18 protein-coding genes and 1 other RNA gene are annotated in these 18,424 nt (G+C 47.1%); 7 read left to right on the top strand and 12 right to left on the bottom strand.

Annotated features, from left to right (window positions below):
- Nucleotides 1-6 precede the first annotated feature (6 nt).
- The 7 genes from L0M98_RS01255 to L0M98_RS01225 all read right to left on the bottom strand — a co-directional run bounded on the left by L0M98_RS01255 (nucleotide 7) and on the right by L0M98_RS01225 (nucleotide 6,167).
- A complete protein-coding gene (locus L0M98_RS01255) occupies nucleotides 7-492 on the bottom strand; it encodes an RNA polymerase sigma factor (protein WP_099292396.1) in 486 nt (161 codons plus the stop codon).
- Nucleotides 485-1,651 carry a hypothetical protein gene (locus tag L0M98_RS01250; protein ID WP_227214665.1) on the bottom strand — a complete coding sequence of 389 codons (1,167 nt, stop codon included), beginning with the start codon at nucleotides 1,649-1,651 and terminating at the stop codon, nucleotides 485-487. The genes L0M98_RS01255 and L0M98_RS01250 overlap by 8 nt, the downstream gene beginning before the upstream one ends.
- 159 nt (nucleotides 1,652-1,810) lie before the next feature.
- On the bottom strand, nucleotides 1,811-3,106 hold the full coding sequence (locus L0M98_RS01245) for a glucose-6-phosphate isomerase (RefSeq protein WP_099292394.1): 1,296 nt from the start codon (nucleotides 3,104-3,106) through the stop codon (nucleotides 1,811-1,813).
- A gap of 15 nt (nucleotides 3,107-3,121) precedes the next feature.
- On the bottom strand, nucleotides 3,122-3,709 hold the full coding sequence (locus L0M98_RS01240) for a bifunctional nuclease family protein (RefSeq protein WP_099292393.1): 588 nt from the start codon (nucleotides 3,707-3,709) through the stop codon (nucleotides 3,122-3,124).
- Nucleotides 3,710-3,774: 65 nt separating this feature from the next.
- Complete coding sequence (locus L0M98_RS01235; RefSeq protein ID WP_227214664.1) at nucleotides 3,775-4,983, bottom strand: L-serine ammonia-lyase; 1,209 nt, start codon at nucleotides 4,981-4,983, stop codon at nucleotides 3,775-3,777.
- 124 nt (nucleotides 4,984-5,107) lie between these two features.
- Nucleotides 5,108-5,455: RNase P RNA component class A (gene rnpB, locus L0M98_RS01230), an RNA gene on the bottom strand.
- A 121-nt stretch (nucleotides 5,456-5,576) separates the two neighbouring features.
- Nucleotides 5,577-6,167: a YqgE/AlgH family protein gene (locus L0M98_RS01225; RefSeq protein ID WP_099292391.1), complete on the bottom strand. Its 591-nt coding sequence runs from the start codon at nucleotides 6,165-6,167 to the stop codon at nucleotides 5,577-5,579.
- A 72-nt stretch (nucleotides 6,168-6,239) separates the two neighbouring features.
- On the opposite strand from L0M98_RS01225, the gene L0M98_RS01220 reads away from it, so the two are divergent.
- The 4 genes from L0M98_RS01220 to L0M98_RS01205 all read left to right on the top strand — a co-directional run bounded on the left by L0M98_RS01220 (nucleotide 6,240) and on the right by L0M98_RS01205 (nucleotide 9,974).
- Entirely contained in the window at nucleotides 6,240-6,815 is a 576-nt protein-coding gene (locus tag L0M98_RS01220; protein WP_227214663.1) for a DUF4294 domain-containing protein, read from the top strand.
- A 180-nt stretch (nucleotides 6,816-6,995) separates the two neighbouring features.
- Entirely contained in the window at nucleotides 6,996-8,006 is a 1,011-nt protein-coding gene (gene holA, locus L0M98_RS01215) for a DNA polymerase III subunit delta (RefSeq protein ID WP_227214662.1), read from the top strand.
- Nucleotides 8,007-8,008: 2 nt separating this feature from the next.
- Entirely contained in the window at nucleotides 8,009-8,542 is a 534-nt protein-coding gene (locus tag L0M98_RS01210; RefSeq protein ID WP_227214661.1) for a D-glycero-alpha-D-manno-heptose-1,7-bisphosphate 7-phosphatase, read from the top strand.
- 16 nt (nucleotides 8,543-8,558) lie between these two features.
- A complete protein-coding gene (locus L0M98_RS01205) occupies nucleotides 8,559-9,974 on the top strand; it encodes an L-lactate permease (RefSeq protein WP_227214660.1) in 1,416 nt (471 codons plus the stop codon).
- Here the strand turns inward: L0M98_RS01205 and L0M98_RS01200 are convergent.
- The 4 genes from L0M98_RS01200 to L0M98_RS01185 all read right to left on the bottom strand — a co-directional run bounded on the left by L0M98_RS01200 (nucleotide 9,971) and on the right by L0M98_RS01185 (nucleotide 13,783).
- Entirely contained in the window at nucleotides 9,971-11,191 is a 1,221-nt protein-coding gene (locus L0M98_RS01200; protein ID WP_227214659.1) for an alanine dehydrogenase, read from the bottom strand. The two genes, L0M98_RS01205 and L0M98_RS01200, sit on opposite strands and share 4 nt — an antisense overlap.
- A gap of 26 nt (nucleotides 11,192-11,217) precedes the next feature.
- Nucleotides 11,218-11,631: a tRNA (adenosine(37)-N6)-threonylcarbamoyltransferase complex ATPase subunit type 1 TsaE gene (gene tsaE, locus L0M98_RS01195; RefSeq protein WP_099292386.1), complete on the bottom strand. Its 414-nt coding sequence runs from the start codon at nucleotides 11,629-11,631 to the stop codon at nucleotides 11,218-11,220.
- A gap of 95 nt (nucleotides 11,632-11,726) precedes the next feature.
- Complete coding sequence (locus tag L0M98_RS01190; RefSeq protein ID WP_099294535.1) at nucleotides 11,727-13,169, bottom strand: flotillin family protein; 1,443 nt, start codon at nucleotides 13,167-13,169, stop codon at nucleotides 11,727-11,729.
- Nucleotides 13,170-13,210: 41 nt separating this feature from the next.
- Entirely contained in the window at nucleotides 13,211-13,783 is a 573-nt protein-coding gene (locus tag L0M98_RS01185; protein WP_227214658.1) for a hypothetical protein, read from the bottom strand.
- Nucleotides 13,784-14,050: 267 nt separating this feature from the next.
- On the opposite strand from L0M98_RS01185, the gene L0M98_RS01180 reads away from it, so the two are divergent.
- Nucleotides 14,051-14,419 carry a BlaI/MecI/CopY family transcriptional regulator gene (locus tag L0M98_RS01180; RefSeq protein WP_099292384.1) on the top strand — a complete coding sequence of 123 codons (369 nt, stop codon included), beginning with the start codon at nucleotides 14,051-14,053 and terminating at the stop codon, nucleotides 14,417-14,419.
- A gap of 3 nt (nucleotides 14,420-14,422) precedes the next feature.
- A complete protein-coding gene (locus L0M98_RS01175; protein ID WP_227214657.1) occupies nucleotides 14,423-16,222 on the top strand; it encodes a M56 family metallopeptidase in 1,800 nt (599 codons plus the stop codon).
- A 433-nt stretch (nucleotides 16,223-16,655) separates the two neighbouring features.
- Here the strand turns inward: L0M98_RS01175 and fabG are convergent, their stop codons facing one another.
- The gene (gene fabG / locus L0M98_RS01170) at nucleotides 16,656-17,402 is read right to left on the bottom strand and encodes a 3-oxoacyl-[acyl-carrier-protein] reductase (protein ID WP_099292382.1); all 747 of its coding nucleotides are present in this window, start codon (nucleotides 17,400-17,402) and stop codon (nucleotides 16,656-16,658) included.
- 471 nt (nucleotides 17,403-17,873) lie between these two features.
- On the opposite strand from fabG, the gene L0M98_RS01165 reads away from it, so the two are divergent.
- Entirely contained in the window at nucleotides 17,874-18,329 is a 456-nt protein-coding gene (locus L0M98_RS01165; protein WP_227214656.1) for a hypothetical protein, read from the top strand.
- Nucleotides 18,330-18,424 lie beyond the last annotated feature (95 nt).

The raw sequence follows: 18,424 nt of genomic DNA, 5'->3' as shown, positions 1-18,424 counted from the left end.
TCCCGCTTAAACGACCACGTCCGGTCGACGGATAAACTCCTTCATAAATGCCCTCGCCCGAAAGATGTACACTTTCACTTGCGATTCGTTCAGTCCCGTGATCTCCGCTATCTCTTGATAGGAATACGCCTCGTAATCCCGCAGCAGAACGACGGTTTTCTGTACCGGCGGCAATTTCGCCAAAGCCGATTCCAGCACCTCCCGCAATCCCGTGTAAGCGGGCGAGGTGTCCTCCACCCGGTCGCCGACGGACTCGATGTCCCCGAACTTGTTCTCGCGCCGCAGGATATCGATCATCCGGTGATAGGACGTGCTGAAGAGGAAAGCCTTGGCTTTCCCGTAATCGACGCGGGCGACCTCCTCCCACAGTTTCAGGTAACTGTCCTGCACGATGTCTTCCGCCATTTCCCTCGACCTGCACATCTTGTGTATAAAACGATACACGTCGTCGGAGAACGCGTCCACCGCCCGGTTATATTCCACCCTATTCATTACCCTCCTCTTTTGCCGGCAAGGAAACCCGCTTCACGTCGCGCCAACGGACGTACCTCGCCGTACCTTTCGCGTCGAACACGAGTATGCCGTCGTTGTCAAAGGTCACGTCGCGCTCTTCACCCAACACCAGCTCGCCGCCGTTGCCGAGTTGCAGCCACGTGTACTTGTGATTCTTCGGCTCTATAACCCGGATATTCCGGAAAGGAATACGATACGCCACGTTACCGTTCCGCCCGTCCAACAGCTCGAAATCCATCGCCTCGTCCAGATCGTACACCAGCACGCCTTCCAGTACCTCGCCCCGTTTCAGCTCCACCGTACCCCGTATCCGCCGGGGCGACATGAAATCACTATACTTCAGCAGGTTTACCTGATTCAACGGGATGCTTTTGAACGTCTTGAAATCCGCCCATCCCACGACGACCTGCCCCACGGACGGCATATTCACCACGATTCCCCGGTTTCTCTCATCCACGTCATTCTCGCCCCACAGGACGAACTCCCGTCCGCTGTTCAACACCACCTGACATGAATTTCCCGACGACGCGATGCTTCGTATATTCTTGAAAGCGATAGTGATACCGCTCGTTCCCGAACGCCCGTCCAACACGTGGGACAACGAATTTTCGTCCCTGTCCCATTGCACGATGCCCGTGTACCGCCCGTGAGGTGTTTCCACCGTACCCGTGATAGGCGTATCGGCGGGTTCCCTCGCCGTGTCGGGGGCCGCACTAAAAACGATCTCGCTGATAAGATCCCACGCGATAGCGGTTTCCTTGTCCGCCTCTATCCTCAAGCTGCCCCTGTTGCCGGATGGCAACCAATCCTCCAGTTCGATGATATGCCCGTCGCGTATCTCCAACTCGATCCGGTTATCCCCGATCACGCGAATCCGCTTGATGTTACCGAAACGACAGGCAAACTGGTGGGCGACAGGTACAACCTCGTTCACGTAACGGGTATAAGGATTTTCCGGCTTGGATGCGGAGAATATATCCGTCCAGTATAAATTCCTTCCCCAGTAAATATAACCGCTTACCGTCGTGTTCATCACGGTATATATCTCCCCGTGAATCCGGTAATCCTTCGCCTGTGCCCGGGTTTCCGCCACCCCGGTACAAAAAACGACGCACGCTATCAGTAACTTTTTCAACATACAGAATCTTGTTTATCGATATGACGAACAAGTATAGTGAAAAGTTACAAAATAATTGAAAGTTGAAAATGGAAAATTGAAAATGAAAAACTACCACTCCTAGCCCCTTCGGTGTAAGGAGGGGCTAGGGGTGGTAGTTCCTCAACTCGCCGAAGGCGATTACTTCCCGTACCCCGGTTTTCCCAGAAGCATGAACATATTATTCTTGTACGCTTCCACGCCCGGCTGGTCGAAGGTGTTCACGCCGAGGATGCCGCCGGATATGCCGCAAGCCAGCTCGTAGAAGTAGAACAGTTGTCCCAAGTAATATTCCGTCAATTCGGGTATCACGACACGGATATTAGGCACGCCCCCGTCCACGTGAGCCAGTTGGGTTCCCAGTTCCGCCATCTTGTTCACTTCGTCGATGCGTTTGCCCGCCAGATAGTTCAATTTATCCAAATCGTGGGCGTCACAAGGCACCAGCAACTGGTGTTTCGTCTTCTCGACAGAGAGCACCGTTTCAAACAAATCCCGGCGTCCTTCTTGAATATATTGTCCCATGGAATGCAGGTCTGTCGTGAAATCCACGCTAGCGGGGAATATGCCTTTGTGTTCTTTTCCCTCGCTTTCCCCGTACAACTGTTTCCACCATTCCGCCACGTAATGCAGTTTCGGGTTGAAGTTGACAGTGATCTCAATCGTGTACCCTTTCTCGTACAAAGCATTGCGCACGGCGGCATAGGTGGCGGACAGTTCAGCCCCGTTCTCTTTGCCGTACGTTCTCATGTCGGCGGCACCTTTCACCAACGCCCGGATATCGTGCCCGGCAATGGCAACAGGCAGTAATCCCACGGGAGTCAGCACGGAGTAACGTCCCCCGACATTATCCGGGATAACAAACGTTTGGTATCCTTCCTTGTCCGCCAGAGCGCGCAAAGCCCCTTTCCGCTCGTCCGTGATCGCCACGATACGCTGACGGGAAACCTGCACCCCTTCCTGCCCGATTAATTGTTCTTTCAACAAACGGAAAGCAACTGCCGGCTCGGTGGTGGTTCCCGATTTGGATATGACGCATATCCCGAATTTCTTGTCTTTCAAAAACTCCTGCAACTCGTACAAGTAATCCTCGCTGACGTTATGCCCGGCAAAAACGACCTTTGTACCGGAGAAGGCGTCGAAGCTGCCCGCCATCGACTCGATCACCGCCTTGGCACCCAAGTACGAGCCGCCGATGCCGACAATGACCACCACGTCCGTTTCCGCCCTCAGTCGCGCAGCACACGCCTCTATCCGATCCAGTTCTTCACTCGTGATCCGTGCCGGAAGATCCAGCCATCCAAGAAATTCACTTCCTTTACACGTTCCGTTTTCCAAGCCTTTCAATGCCTGTGATGCTTTTTCCCTTCGCGCAGAGATCTCTTTCTCTCCCACGAACGGCAATACTTTCGAGTAGTCAAGTTTAACGCGATTCATTGTTTCTGTATTTTATTATTCGCCTTTTCGAGATTTCAACAAATCCCTGTACCGGGACGCATTCTCGTAATCTTCATTCTTTACGGCTTCTTCCAACAAACGTTGCAAATCTTCCTCTGTTAATTCCGATTCTTTCACTTTTGCTATCTCCGCCTGTACTTTTTCCAAGTGTTCTTTTATAATACTCGTGTCGGCTATAGGTATTGCCGTTTGGATAATCACCTCCCTCGTGATGTAAATCGGGCAATTGTAGCGCAACGCGAGGGCCACGGCATCCGAAGTCCTCGAATCTATCTTCAATATCTCCTCCCCGCGACGGAAACGCAATTCCGAATAAAAGATACCCGCTTCCCAGTGATAAATAGAAACTTCTTCCAAGGTAGCTCCCAGACTATCTGCCAGATTCTTTACCAGATCATGCGTGAGGGGGCGTTGCGAATCGAGGTGTTCCAACTGTATGGCGATCGACTGCGCCTCCGCTATCCCGATAATAATGGGAATACGGAAGGCGTCGTGTTCTTCCGCAAGTACTAACGCGTATGCCCCCGTGGTCGACATACTCTGGTATGACAGCCCGAAAACTTTTAATCTGATTCTATCCATAAAACCTGTATCATTTTAGATTCTTGATCTACGAGTTTAAACCCGGCATGGTTTCCCCCGCGAAATCACTTCTTCAACGGCGCCCTGTATATACGTGCCAATCCTCCAAGGCTTGTTTCCCTGTATTTTGCCTGCATGTCGCAGCCCGTTTGCATCATCGTTTCGACAACGTCGTCAAACGACACTTTGTGCCGCCCGTCGGAGAACAACGAGTAAATGGCACACTCCCGCGCTTTCTGGGAAATGAATGCGTTACGCTCGATACAAGGGATTTGCACGTAACCGCCTACCGGGTCACAGGTCAATCCCAAGTTATGCTCGAATCCCATTTCAGCCGCGTACTCTATCTGCATCGGGGAACCGCCGAGAATCTGGGCGGCGGCACCTGCCGCCATCGCGCAAGCCGTTCCCAGTTCGCCTTGACACCCTACTTCCGCACCGGAAATAGAACCGTTGGTCTTCACGATGTTACCGATCAACCCGGCTGTTGCCAATCCTTTTATGATTCGTTTGTCACTTATGTTCTGGTCATGTTTCAAGAAATACAGCACGGACGGAACCACTCCCGCGGAACCGCAAGTGGGAGCCGTCACGATCTTGCCCCCGGCAGCGTTCTCCTCTGCCACTGCCAAAGCCGCGGCAAACACCATTCCCATGTGGCGCAAGGTTCCCGCGGATTGTTGAGCCCGCACGTGATACGAGCAAGCCTTGCGGGCTAACCGCAAATTGCCGGGCAACACGCCCTCGTTCTCCAACCCATTGTGGATACTGTCCACCATTACCCGCCACACTTCCTCGAGGTAATCGAATATTTCCTGTCCCTCGTGCAATTCCACGTATTCCACAAAAGAACGCCCCTCGGACTTGCACCAATCCAAGATATCGGTCATCTTCGTGTCCGGGTATATGTCGTCCGAGTTGAAAGTCCCCTGTTCATCCCATAAGGCTCCGCCCCCGACACTATATACCTCCCAACGATCCGCAACCTCCCCGTTGTTCAACGCCTCGAACAGCATCCCGTTCGGATGATGCGGCAAGGATTTATCGGATTCCCACACGATTTCCGTGTCGTCGGGACGAGCTATCATTTTCTGGATTGCCACGTCCGTACCATGCCCCACGCCCGTGAGAGCCAAACTGCCGAATAAAGTCACCCGATAACGCTCCGCGTCGGGATTTCTCTCCTTGAAGAAAAGTGCCGCACGTCCCGGTCCCATTGTATGGCTGGATGAAGGTCCATACCCTATTCTAAATATTTCTCTGATTGATTTCACGTCCTCTATTTTAATTTCTTGATTTATGATTTCTTGATTTATGACTTATGATTTAACCGAAATGCCTATGCTCTTTTAATCGTAAATCGTAATTCATAAATCGTAAATTAATAAGTTTTAAATAAAAAAAGGCAGTTCTATAAGCCGGGTTCTGTACCTTTCGGTTTCTATCATTTATCTACTCCGCGAATCACTTCGCGGCTCTAGCGACCTACCCCCCGGCATCGATCGGGCAAACCTTAATTGCCGGTATACATGGTCTTGCAACTCGTGAGGCGTACGGCTACCCCGGTCGCCCGGGATACCGGTGGGCTCTTACCCCACCTTTTCACCCTTGTTCCGCGAACGGAACGGTTGTTTTCTGTTACACTACTGTATCCTTTCGAATACCTTCCCGTTAGGAAGCACGATGCCCTTCGTTGCCCGGACTTTCCTCTCTCCCTCGCGGGACAGCGATAGAACGAACTGCCTTTTATATTTATGATTTATGATTTTAGATTTATGATTCCCCCGCTCATGCTCTCCCTCTCGAAAAATCTAACCATCAAACCTTTTTTATTTTCAATTTTCAATTTTCAATTCTCCATTTTCAATTAGTTAAGAATCGGGTCTTCCGGGAAATTCGCCCACAATTTGTGCTTGCCACCCAAAGAACTCATGACCTGTTCCCATAGTCCGCTATTCGGAACGGTAAACAACACGTCCGCGGAAATCGTACCCACCATCCACGAGTTTTCTTTCAGTTCATTGTCTAATTGCGTTTCCGTCCAGCCGCTATAACCGGCAAAGAAACGAATTTCCTCTTGCAATATCTTTCCGGCTTGTAACATCTCCGTCACTGCCTTAAAATCTCCGCCCCAGTATATCCCGTCCGCTATCCGTACCGAATCGGGGATATCGTTTCTCCGGTGAATGTAATACAATTGGTTACGTTCTACCGGTCCCCCGATATACACCGGGAAATACACCCCGTCCAATTCCTTCACCAATTCGGACGCCGTGTAAGGTAACGGCTTGTTCAAAACAAACCCCACGCTTCCCGAATCATCATGCTCCACTATATAGACCACGGAACGGTTAAAATACTTCCCCTCCAGAAAAGGTTCGGCAATCAATACCTTTCCAACTTCAACACGGTCATTATTATGACGTATCTGAAACAGATCCTGAAATTCCTTTTCCACTGGTTTTCGTTTTTACAAGTCAAATATATCACTAAATTTGTATCAATAAAGCGTTAATGCAAAGATAAAAAAATGTACAAAACATTCATCATATTACTCCTATCTTTATTTATTAACACCTTCGCGAAGGCACAAAGTATCGTACCCTCCATCGTTATCGGCAGGGATACGTTGCCCCATGTCACTCTGGATGAGGTCAATGTGTTCGCGAAAAGGATCAACGCACGCAAATACGCCCGCCAGCAAAAACGCAATCATCGACTGGCACACAACGTCCGCAAGGCTCTCCCTTACGCAAAAATAGCCGCCGCAAAGATTAACGAGATTGAAGCACTGCTCGCGCAAGCGCACTCGAAACGGGAAAAAGAGCGAATTATCAAAGAAGAATACAAGCAACTCATGAAGACATTCAAAAAACCTCTCATGAGCCTGACCGTCACGCAAGGGAAAATACTCGTGCGTCTGATCTACCGGGAAACAAATAACTCTTCGTTTCATCATATCAAGGAATACAAGGGAAGTGTGAACGCCTATTTCTGGCAATCTCTCGCCCTCCTCTTCGGCAATAATCTTAAAGCCGATTACGAACCGGAAGGAAGGGACAAGGAGATAGAGGAGGTGGTACGGCAGATAGAAAAGGGTTTGTAAAGTTTATAAAGTTCATAAGGTTTATAAAGTTTGTAAAGTCTATAAGGTCACGGGAGGCTTTCGGACAAGATTTATCGGCAGCTATGCTACCGTGGACAAAGTGCCTCGCAAGAGTACATGAACCTTATAAACTTTATAAACCTTACAAACTTTATAAACTAAAATAGTATCTTTGCCTTTATGAAATACGAAGAGATTATTGCGGATATAAAGAAAGGGAAATATTTCCCAATTTACTTTTTATCAGGCGAAGAGCCCTATTTCTTGGATGAAATAGCGAATAAAATAGAGAAGAGTGCGCTCACGGAAGATGAAAAGGCGTTCAACCAAACTATTTTATACGGGAATGACGTATCCATGACCGCCGTGACCGATACTGCCCGACGTTTCCCGATGATGGCACAAAGACAAGTCGTTATCGTAAAGGAAGCCCAGAATATCCGGGATTTCGAGAATCTGCTTCCTTATGTCGACCATTTCCAACCGACCACGATACTAGTATTTTTATATAAAAACAAAAAGCCGGACAAACGCAAAGGGGTGTTCAAGAAATTGGCTTCTTCTCCCAACTGTGTCTATTTTGACTCGGCAAAACTTTACGACAACAAGATTCCCGACTGGATCGTGTCATATTGCAAAGAGAAGAAATGCATGATCTCCCCGAAAGCCGCGAATATATTGGCGGATAGTCTGGGCAATGACCTTAGCAAAGTAGCGAATGAACTGGATAAACTCATGCTGCTACTTCCCGGCGGCGGAGAGATCAAGGAAAACCTTGTCGAAGAACACACGGGTATCAGCAAAGAGTTCAACACGTTCGAACTCACCGCGGCTATCGTTGCCATGGATCACCTGAAAGCCAACCGTATCGTGAACTACTTCGAGGCAAACCCCAAGAACAATCCCTTGGTTCTCACGATCACCATGCTGTTCCGCTATTTTCTGAACCTGCTCACGTACCATTACCAGAAGAAAAGTACCCCAAGCCCGCAGGAAATGGCAAAGATACTGGGAATAAACCCCTACTTCATGAAAGATTACACGGAAGGCGCTAAAAGATACAACGCCATGAAATGTGCCAACATCATATCATGGCTAAGAGAATATGACCTCAAATCTAAAGGTGTCGGCAACGTCAACATCTCCGACGGTCAACTATTGAGAGAATTGATATTCAAAATAATGCATTGAGAATGGAAAAGATTACAGTCCTGCAACCTGCCAAAGGCGAACATAAATCACGAGCCATATTCCTAGACCGGGACGGTACGATAAACTCCGATGAAGGTCACTACTACATTTATAAAAAAGAAGATTTCGTTTTCAACCCCGGTGTCATCGACGGCATCCGCCGATTGAACGAAGCGGGTTATCTGGTTATCGTGGTAACCAATCAAGGCGGCGTGGCCAAAGGAGAATATACCATTGAAGATGTCGAGGCGGTACACGCCTACATGCGCACGGAACTTGAAAAGCACGGGGCACGTATCGACAAAATATACTATTGCCCTCACCATGACAGCGTGGCTCCCTGCTCCTGCCGAAAACCCGCCCCCGGCATGATCGAGCAAGCCATACGGGAATTTGATATCGACAAATCCGCTTCCCTGTTGATCGGCGATGGCGGACGGGATATCGAAGCCGCGGAAGCTGCCGGAATACGAGGTATCAAGATCAAGAAAAACAGTGATTTAACCCAAGTAATTGACAGCATTTTAAGACAGTAATACCTTTACTAAAATCATGCTTCAAATTCTATCCACATTATTACCTGTTCTCGCCCTAATTGTATTCATGAGCGTGTGCAAGTGGTCTGGTGATAAAAGTAGTTTATATTCTCTGGGTATCACAATCATTATCGCTCTCGCCATTTTTAACATCCCGATCGGGGTTATTGGCAATACCCTGTTATACAGTTCACTCAGAGCTATCGTCACCATCCTTTCCGTTATCTGGATGGCTGTATTCAGTTACAATATACTCCTCGCTTCCGGGAAAATCGAGATATTAAAACATCAACTCTCGACCATTTCCACCGATAAAAGTGTACAAGTATTACTCATCACGTGGGGATTCGGCGGACTACTGGAAGGCATGGCAGGGTACGGTACGTCCGTCGCCATACCTGCGGCAATCCTTGTTACCTTGGGATTCAAGCCGCTCTTTGCCGTTTTATTAAGTCTTATAGCCAACAGCGAACCCACTACATTCGGTGCTGTCGGTATCGCAGAAACCGTTTTGGCAGAAGAAACGGGATGCACTGTTTCCGAATTATGCAAAGACACGATTATCCAGTTGTTACCTTTTATGTTTCTGATTCCGATTACCCTTGCCATACTGGCGGATAAATCCCGGAAAAATTTGTTCAAGAATATCCTGCTCGGCACATGGGCGGGACTCGCTTCCGCCATCGGACAAAGCCTCACGGCCTATTACCTCGGTCCCGAAATGCCCGCTATTTTCGGAAGCATCTGTTCCATTATCGCCGTGATACTTTGGAGTAAATACATCCATGTCGAAAAAACAAGGGGTACACACGGCTATACCGCCAAACAAATTTGGCAAGCGTGGAGTGTCTACGGACTGATTGTACTCTTCATCTTGCTGGCAATCCCTCTCGATTTCAATCACACGAGTGTATTATTATTTTGCGGTGCTTTTATCGGCGGACAAATACAAGGAGTCAGAATGCAACAACAAATCGCATTATTAGGTAAAACTCTCGTTCAGATTCGTTCCACCATCATTATGGTCATCGCCTTAATCGGCATATCGGCCATCATGGAAATCGCCGGAATGATCTCCCTGCTATCCGAATCTCTGGTACTCGTGGCAGGAAACGGGTATCCGTTCTGGTCGCCGATCGTCGGCGAAGTCGGAACTTTTATCACCGGAAGCGGCACATCAGCCAATATTCTGTTCGGAAAACTACAAGTCGGAATAGCAACACATTTACAAATTGATCCGTCATGGCTCGCGGCAGCCAACACCGCGGGCACGACCGCGGGAAAAATAATCTCGCCCCAAAGCATCGCTATCGCGGCTTCTGCCTGCAACCTACAAGGAAAAGAAGGGCGTATCTTAAAGTTAGCGTTCCCCTATGCCCTCGTGTATGGCATCTTGTTAGGGATAATCGTTTTTCTATTCATTTATCTTTAAAATGCCGCCAGCAACAGATCTATATCTCTGGAAACCAAACCGTATTTATCGGCAATAATCTTTTTGGTCAGTACACCGTTATATATATATACCCCGTGTCGCAACCCGGCATCGCTCTTGATAGCGGGATTGAATCCCCCGCCGCGGGCAATCTTCTCGAATAGCGGGATAAATAAGTTACTGTAAGCGATAGATGCCGTCCGGGCAACCCGCGAAGGCACGTTCGGCACGCAATAATGAATCACGCCGTTGTACATGTACGTGGGATTCTCGTGAGTCGTGGGACCGGAAGTTTCTATACATCCGCCATGTTCGATGGACATATCCACTATCACTGCCCCTTGTTTCATCAGCTTTACCTGTTCCTCGGAAACCGTGATTCCCAAATCATCGTCAAAGAAACGCAAAGCCCCGATCAGCACGTCGGCAGACAATAATGCCCGTTCCAACACCGGTTTATGGAACACGGACGTGTACACCCGTTGTCCCAAGCAATGATTCAGACGTCGCAACCTATCCAGAGAATGATCGAACACTTTCACCTCCGCCCCCAGAGCCAAAGCCGTCCGGGCAGCGTACTCGCCAAGAGTTCCGGCTCCGAGAATAACCACCTCGGCAGGCGTCACCCCGGTAATCCCTCCCAACAGGATACCTTTCCCCTCGCGGGAATTACTTAGGTACTCGCTGGCAATCATGATCGCCGAGTTTCCCGAAATCTCGCTCATCATCTCCACCACCGGATAAGTCCCGTTCTCTCCTTTCAATATATCAAAACCGATAGCGGTCACTTTCTTCTGCATCATCTCCACGATAGCTTCTTTCCGTAACTCGAACAGTTCTATCGGGGACAGAATCACCTGACGGTCACGCATCACCTCCACATCCTCTTGCATCACGGGTGTCGGTTTCAAAATAACATCAGACGTGTAAACCTCCTCGCAGGTATCCACCATTTGCGCCCCGGCATCCGCATAGTCCCTATCATGATAATGCGCCTGCTCCCCCGCACCCCGCTGGACAAGAATAGAATGCCCAAAGTCTACCAAGACTCCCACGGCTTCGGGTGTCAGGCAAATCCGGTTCTCCCGACGCCCCGTTTCATCCGGCAACCCGATAGTCATTCGCTTATGACGGCGTTCCCCGAAGACTTCCTTCTCTTGGTACAAAAACCATTCCCTGTTTATCTGTGCGCCTAACATTTTACCCGAATTATCCATGCGATTCTGATTTAGTATTTATAATTTTAATCTATCGTCAATTCTCTTCGCCCATCTTCCAGTTCGGTAAAACGGCAAATTAACGTGTTCTCCGGCAATAACGATTCAATCATCTCCGGCCACTCGATAAAACAACGGTTCCCGCTATAAAAATACTCCTCGTACCCGAAATCCATCGCCTCCTCCACGTTCTTCACACGATAGAAGTCAAAATGGAAAACCGAATCCCCCCGTGCCGTCAGATATTCGTTCACGATAGCAAAAGTGGGTGAATTTACATCATCCTCTATCCCAAGCTGCTCGGCAACAGCCTTCACGAAAGTCGTTTTTCCCACTCCCATGGGACCGTATAATGCATATATCGTGTCTTTCCCGGTAAATTCCAGAAATTCCTTTGCCACTCTCTTCAAGTCGTCCACGCCGTCAATTATCCAACGCATAATCTATTTTATTTAAAAGTACATTATCTTTGTGATATACCTCTTTAAAGTATACCACAAAGATAATATTAGTTAACGAAAAACGAAGCTAAAAGTTAGCTTTCACTTGAAACATCTTCCAGTGGCTTCTCTTCAACTTTCACGTCTTCCGTCGGAGTCCCTTTCAAATAAGTGGGTAAATTCAATCCCGCCATGTTAAATAAATCGTTTAACGGGGGCACGGATTTCATCATTCCGGAGATAAAATTAGCGGTGGAAGTATTACCGTTTCCGGCATTATTCCCGTCCCAAACGGTAACCTTGTCAATCTTGATATTCTTAACCGCTTCCACCTGCGTTTTCACGAGTTCCGGCAACTTATCGGTAATCAACATCATCACCGCCTTGTCCGGATCGCCGGCAGCGGCTTTCACGATCCGGGCGTATCCCTCGGCTTGCTTGGTCAATACCTCGTATATACCCCGTGCCTCGGCGTCCATCTTGGCAAAGATTGCGTCAGCCTCCCCTTTTGCCAACCTGCGCAAACGTTCGGCTTCTGCCTCGGCGTCGATAATCGCTTTCTCCTTGTCAATCTGCGCGGGAACCACGATATTGGCGGCTTGTGTAGCTTTCTCCCTTTCGGCGCGGGCTATCTCGGCTTCCTTCTCAGCCATGTAAGCCTCTTCCAAAGCTCTAGCGGCTTGCACTTTCTCGGCGGCAATCGCCTTACGGGCAGCCTCTGCCTCCCGTTCCCGGCGGATAGCATCCGAATCCGCTATCAAAATCTTGGCATTATTCTCACCATCCACGGCAGTGGCGTTAGCTTCCGCCGTCCGGATACGGGTATCCCGCACGGTTTCCGCAATACGTATATCTTTATCCCGGTCTGCCTCGGCTTTACCGATCTCACCGAAACGGTTCTGCTCCGCCACGCTCTTCTTGGCATCATTGATAGCCTTCGCCGCCGCTTCTTTTCCGAGAGCCTCGATATAACCCGATTCGTCGCGAATATCCGTCACGTTCACGTTTATCAGTTTCAAACCGATCTTACGCAACTCCGCCTCGACGTTGGCACTCACGTTAGCCAGAAACTTGTCCCGGTCGGAATTGATTTCCTCGATATCCATGGTGGCAATCACCAGACGCAATTGACCGAAAAGAATATCTTTCGCCAAATCCTGAATATTCTCCAACCGTTGCCCCAGCAAACGTTCGGCAGCGTTCGTCATACTGTCCGATTCGGTGGAAATACCCACGGTGAACCGACACGGTACATCCACACGGATATTTTGTTTACTCAACGCGTTTGTCAAATTGCACTCGATAGAAATAGGCGTCAAGTCCAGAAAAGCGTAACTCTGGAACACCGGCCATATAAATGCCGCACCACCATGAATACAACGGGCCGAACTCACACCTCCCGCCGCGTTTTTCCCGGTCTTACCGTACACGACTAGTACCTTGTCCGACGGACAACGTTTGTAACGGGACAATATTGCCGCGAACGTCACGAACAAGACCGCCGCTATCGCGACGATTAAATACAAACTACCTTCCATAGATTCCATATTATAGCTGTTAAATAATTAAATAGTATTCTTTAAAAACGCTCCACCAGCAAGGTGCTGTCATTCACCACCTCCACCACTTTAATCGGGACTCCCGTTTCCAACTCCTCACCCAGAGTAATAGCGTCAAATTCCCGGATAGCCCCTTGAACGGAGATTTGCACTTTGCCTTCTCCCCGCTTGTCTGCCGGAATCTTTAAATACACGTTTCCTTTGCACCCGACAGCATTTGCAATCTGAATCGTTCCACTCTGCTCCATCTTGCTCATAAACCGGAAAATAGCCATCACGGCCATAACCAGCAATACCCCGATCACGGCAGCCAGAAGAATCAACAAAAACTGATTCTCTATCGCTCCTTGAAAAGAGATGATCGACCAACCGAATCCCAACAGGAAATTAATAAAATTACGGAACGTGAATAATTGAAAAGGTCCGTCCCCGTCACCCGACGAATCGACATCCAAATCAACATCCATCCCCCCGTCGGCATCCATTCCCACGAAAGTCATTATGGTCTGTATAACAAATACCAAACTGGCAAACAACGTGATACACCACACCGACTGCATAAATAAACCTAAAGCATTCCACCATTCTTCCATGACAATAATTTTAAATTACACTACATACATTCCTTAATATCCTCACTCACGCACGCACAACTAGACAAATATAAACATTTTTACAAGCATTCCAATAAAATCAGTCCATAAAGTCCGAAGAAGCCGCATGCTCGTACACGGGCATACACACTTACTTATTAATTATCAGTTATATATATTATTTTATAGAATATTAGTAAATTATTAACTACAAGAATTAGTTGAATAACTAAAACTTTTAGTTACTTTGCGTAAAAGATAAAAACTATGAAAGGACTAACAGCAAAAGAAGAAGAAATCATGGGATTTTTCTGGAAGGAAGGTTCTCTATTCGTGAGACAATTACTCGCCTATTACGAAGATCCCAAACCGCATTTCAATACCCTCTCCACCATCGTGCGGGGTCTGGAAGAAAAAGGATTTCTCGGGCACGAGGCTTTTGGTAACACCTATCAATACCATGCCGTCATCAGTGAAGAAGAATTTAGAAAAGGTACTTTAAAGAACGTGATCAACAAGTATTTCAACAACTCGTACCTCAATGCTGTTTCTTCACTGGTACAAGAAGAAGACATCTCTCTGGAAGAACTGAAACAACTTATAGCCGAAGTAGAAAAAGCACACCAAAACGAATAACTTATGGGAACTTTTTTCGTCTACATACTGAAAGCATCCGTTTGTTTGACAGCATTTTATCTGTTTTACAGGTTGCTGCTCAGCAAAGAAACATTTCACCGTTTCAACCGGCTCGCTCTATGCGGCATACTGGTTTTATCCCTTGTTATCCCCTTCTGTGAAATAACCATTCACGATAATACCGAGATTCAGCAAACTCTTGTAAACTTCGAGCAATACATCATGCAGGTTGACGATGTTATACAGACCACGTCGGCCGCTGTGGTAACACCATCCATCCCCGTGTGGATACTGCTCGCTCTGCTGGTTTACTTTCTCGGGATTCTTTTCTTTTTCGGACGTACCGCGTACTCGCTCGCACACATGCTCTGTCTGGTACGCCGCGGACGGAAAGAAAAGTTGGAAAAAGGGACTTTATTGATTGTACACGACAAAGATATCGCCCCCTTCAGCTGGATGAAATACATCGTGATCTCGGAAAAAGATCTGACAGAGAATAGCAAGGAAATCCTCGCTCACGAGATGGCGCATATACATAACCGCCATTCCGTTGACTTGTTGATTTCAGACCTTTGTATCTGTTTCCAATGGTTCACCCCCGCCTCTTGGCTGCTTAAACAGGAATTGCAGACCATTCACGAATACGAGGCAGATGACTCGGTTATCCGCCAAGGCATCAATGCGAAACAATATCAATTATTATTAATAAAAAAAGCTGTCGGCACAAGGCTCTACTCTATGGCCAACAGCTTTAATCACAGTAAACTTAAAAAACGAATCACTATGATGTTAAAAGAAAAATCCAGTCCGTGGGCTCGTGCAAAGTACCTGTATGTACTTCCGTTGGCGGTAATCGCCTTAACCGCTTTCGCCCGTCCCGAAATCTCCGGTGAACTAAACGAGATTTCAGCAATCAAAGTTAATGATTTTACTTCAATTCTGGAAACAAAAGCAGCAAATAATCCCGTTCCGGAACAAGACACTCTAACAACCAAGACGACCGTGAAGACCTCTGCAAAAGATGGTGTGATTTACCTTACCACCACCTCCTCCAACGACTCCTTGGTTACACTCTCGATTCGCGAGGATACCCTCTCCCGCTCTTCACACGTGTTAATTAGGGATACCGTTATCGATGGGGGGACGTACATCATATCAAGCCGTATCAGTGACGAATCCCTTGACACACCTTTATTTATTGTAGAGGGACAAGAAGTAGATCAGAAAGCATTCCGCTCGCTTCCTCCCCAAATAGTCAAATCAATAACCATTCTCAAAGATAAAGCTGCCACTTCCGTTTATGGCGAGAAAGGCAGGCACGGAGTTGTCAACGTCGAGTTAGTGAAAGATTTTATCACATTTTCCCCGATATATGTTTTATCTGCTCAAGACTCAATAATTACTCTTGCAGACGGAACAAAGGTGAAACTATCATCACAAACGGATCTTGTTTCTCAAGAAATTCAACCAAACGGAAGAGAGATTCAGTTACAAGGAGAAAGTTATTTTAGCGTTACAAAGCAAGACGAACGTCCTCATTTTCGTCTCAGAATGTCTGAGGTTAAAGTTGTAACCAGTCCCTCCGTAATAGAAGCATCAGGTACAATTCTTGACCAAGACGGTAACCCGATTGCAGGAGCAACTGTTTCGACTCAAGGAGTTCAAACAAATACAGACAAGGACGGAAAATTTTTACTTGTCACTGGGAAAAACGATAAACTTACCGTTACCGCTCCCGGTATGAAAAAAGTAAAAATCAAAACCGCCCCGAACCTCTCCATCCACATGAAAAAAGCACAATAATAATCACACAAAGTGAGAAATGGGACGTTCCCGTCCCATTTCTTATTATTCAATACAAAGATACTTTCCGCTTTACCCTTTTCCAACCATATTTCATAAAGAGCACACGTGTTTTCACAAACACATCTATTTAAGACATAAACACACCTTCAGGTAACCGATGTCCCGTACGGAATCCGACATAATCAGTACACACAACTGTATCACTATAGAATCACCTTCGAATTCTGTCCGGGTTCTAATATACCACATAATCCACGTGTATATCTTTTTTGCCGGGGAAAATCAAGTTGATTTTTCCGGTAGTTGGTACATGTACGTGGAGTGATTCGGTGATTTTGCCACATACATTCCTGTCATAAAAAAAGTTGCAGGTTACAGGTACAACTTGTAACCTGATAACCTGCAACTTGTAACTCGCCTTCGGCGATGTCTACATATTCATTCCACCGCAAACGTGGATGGTCTGTCCTGTCACGTAAGAGGACAAATCGGAAGCGAGGAACACGCATACTTTAGCGATATCTTCCGGCGTTCCGCCTCTTTTCAATGGAATTTTAGCAGCCCATTCTTTCCGCACGTCCTCGGACAATTGAGCGGTCATGTCCGTGATGATAAATCCCGGAGCCACGGCGTTAGCACGGATGTTGCGAGAACCTAATTCTTTCGCCACGCTCTTGGTGAAGCCGATGATACCTGCTTTGGAAGCGGCATAGTTAGCCTGTCCGGCGTTACCGCTTACTCCCACCACGGAACTCATGCTGATAATAGAACCCGATTTCTGGCGTAACATGACGGCAGAAACGGCTTTCGTGAAATTGAACACGGATTTGAGGTTCACGTTAATCACGGCATCCCATTGTTCTTCGCTCATGCGCATTAACAAAGTATCTTTCGTGATTCCGGCATTATTTACAAGTATGTCAATTCGTCCGAATTCTTTAACAATCTCGTCCACGGTAGCACTTGTAGCAGCAAAATCGGCAGCGTTGGAAGCGTACATTTTCGCTTTCACGCCCAAGGCAGCAATCTCTTTCTCTGTCTCTTGTGCGATTTCGTCATACCTTAAGTCGGTAAAAGCAATATTAGCGCCTTGTCTGGCAAACTCCATTGCCACAGCTTTACCGATACCTCTTGATGCCCCGGTTACAATGGCTGTTTTTCCTTCTAATAACTTCATAATTACAGTTTTATTTAAACCTAAATTAAAGGGGACACACCCAAAAGGGATTCTTCCCCACGGGTATTTTTACCCGCTCAAGGTGCAAAGATAGGCAATAAATTCTATTATAACATGTGATTTAGACTAAAAAAAAGAAACCGGGGAATGGCGAGTGGAGGGTTTGGAAGTATATCAAGGGCCGATATAAGGTCTAAGGCGTATCGATTCGATCATGTTATGAAAGTAAAACTTCCTAAGTGTGTCTCGCGCTTATCCCCGGTATTCATTATGTATTTTTACCGTGAACGGTTGTAACATTTGATTCTCGCTGTAAAGGTAAGTATCTTTTTGATAAATCCAAAAGAAACAGTTATTTTTTTACCGACTTGTGACCTATTAACTTGTAATCAAATAATTCGCGTATCGTAAATTATTTAATTATATTCGCGATGGAACATCACAAACTACAAAATTTGCAATATTAAAAGCATGAACATCAACGAACCGAACAAGGTATACTCCTCGCCTGCCATGCACACGGCGGAACACATACTAAACTCGCAAATGGTAAAATACTTCCATTGCGAACGGGCTTTCTCGGCGCATATCGAGAAAAAGAAGTCCAAGTGTGACTATTATTTCACCACCTCTCCCACTCCCGAGGATATAGCCACGGTAGAACAAGCGGTGAACGACATTATTCAACAGAACATCAACGTAGAAGAAATTTTCTACCCGAAAGACAAAGTACCTTCAAGTATCAGCATCGAACGCCTGCCCGACCCAAGCGTAGATACAGTACGCGTTATCCGTATCGGTGATTACGATCAATGTGCCTGTATCGGCGAACACGTGACGAGCACAGCGGAAATCGGTACATTCCGTATAATATCACACGATTTCAACGAAGGAGTATTGCGAGTACGCTTTAAAGTGAGTTCATGAATTTTGCAATCTCAATCTTGCAAAATCATTGAAAATTGCAAACAATAAATAGCAAAACACGTGTAATTTGATGAATTATTCATACTTTTGCGGCA

It is taken from the genome of Butyricimonas sp. DFI.6.44 (assembly GCF_022132345.1).
Taxonomy (GTDB): Bacteria; Bacteroidota; Bacteroidia; order Bacteroidales; family Marinifilaceae; genus Butyricimonas; species Butyricimonas muris.
Note: the sequence above shows the minus strand (reverse complement) of the source record. Positions and strands in the feature narration are given on the sequence as shown.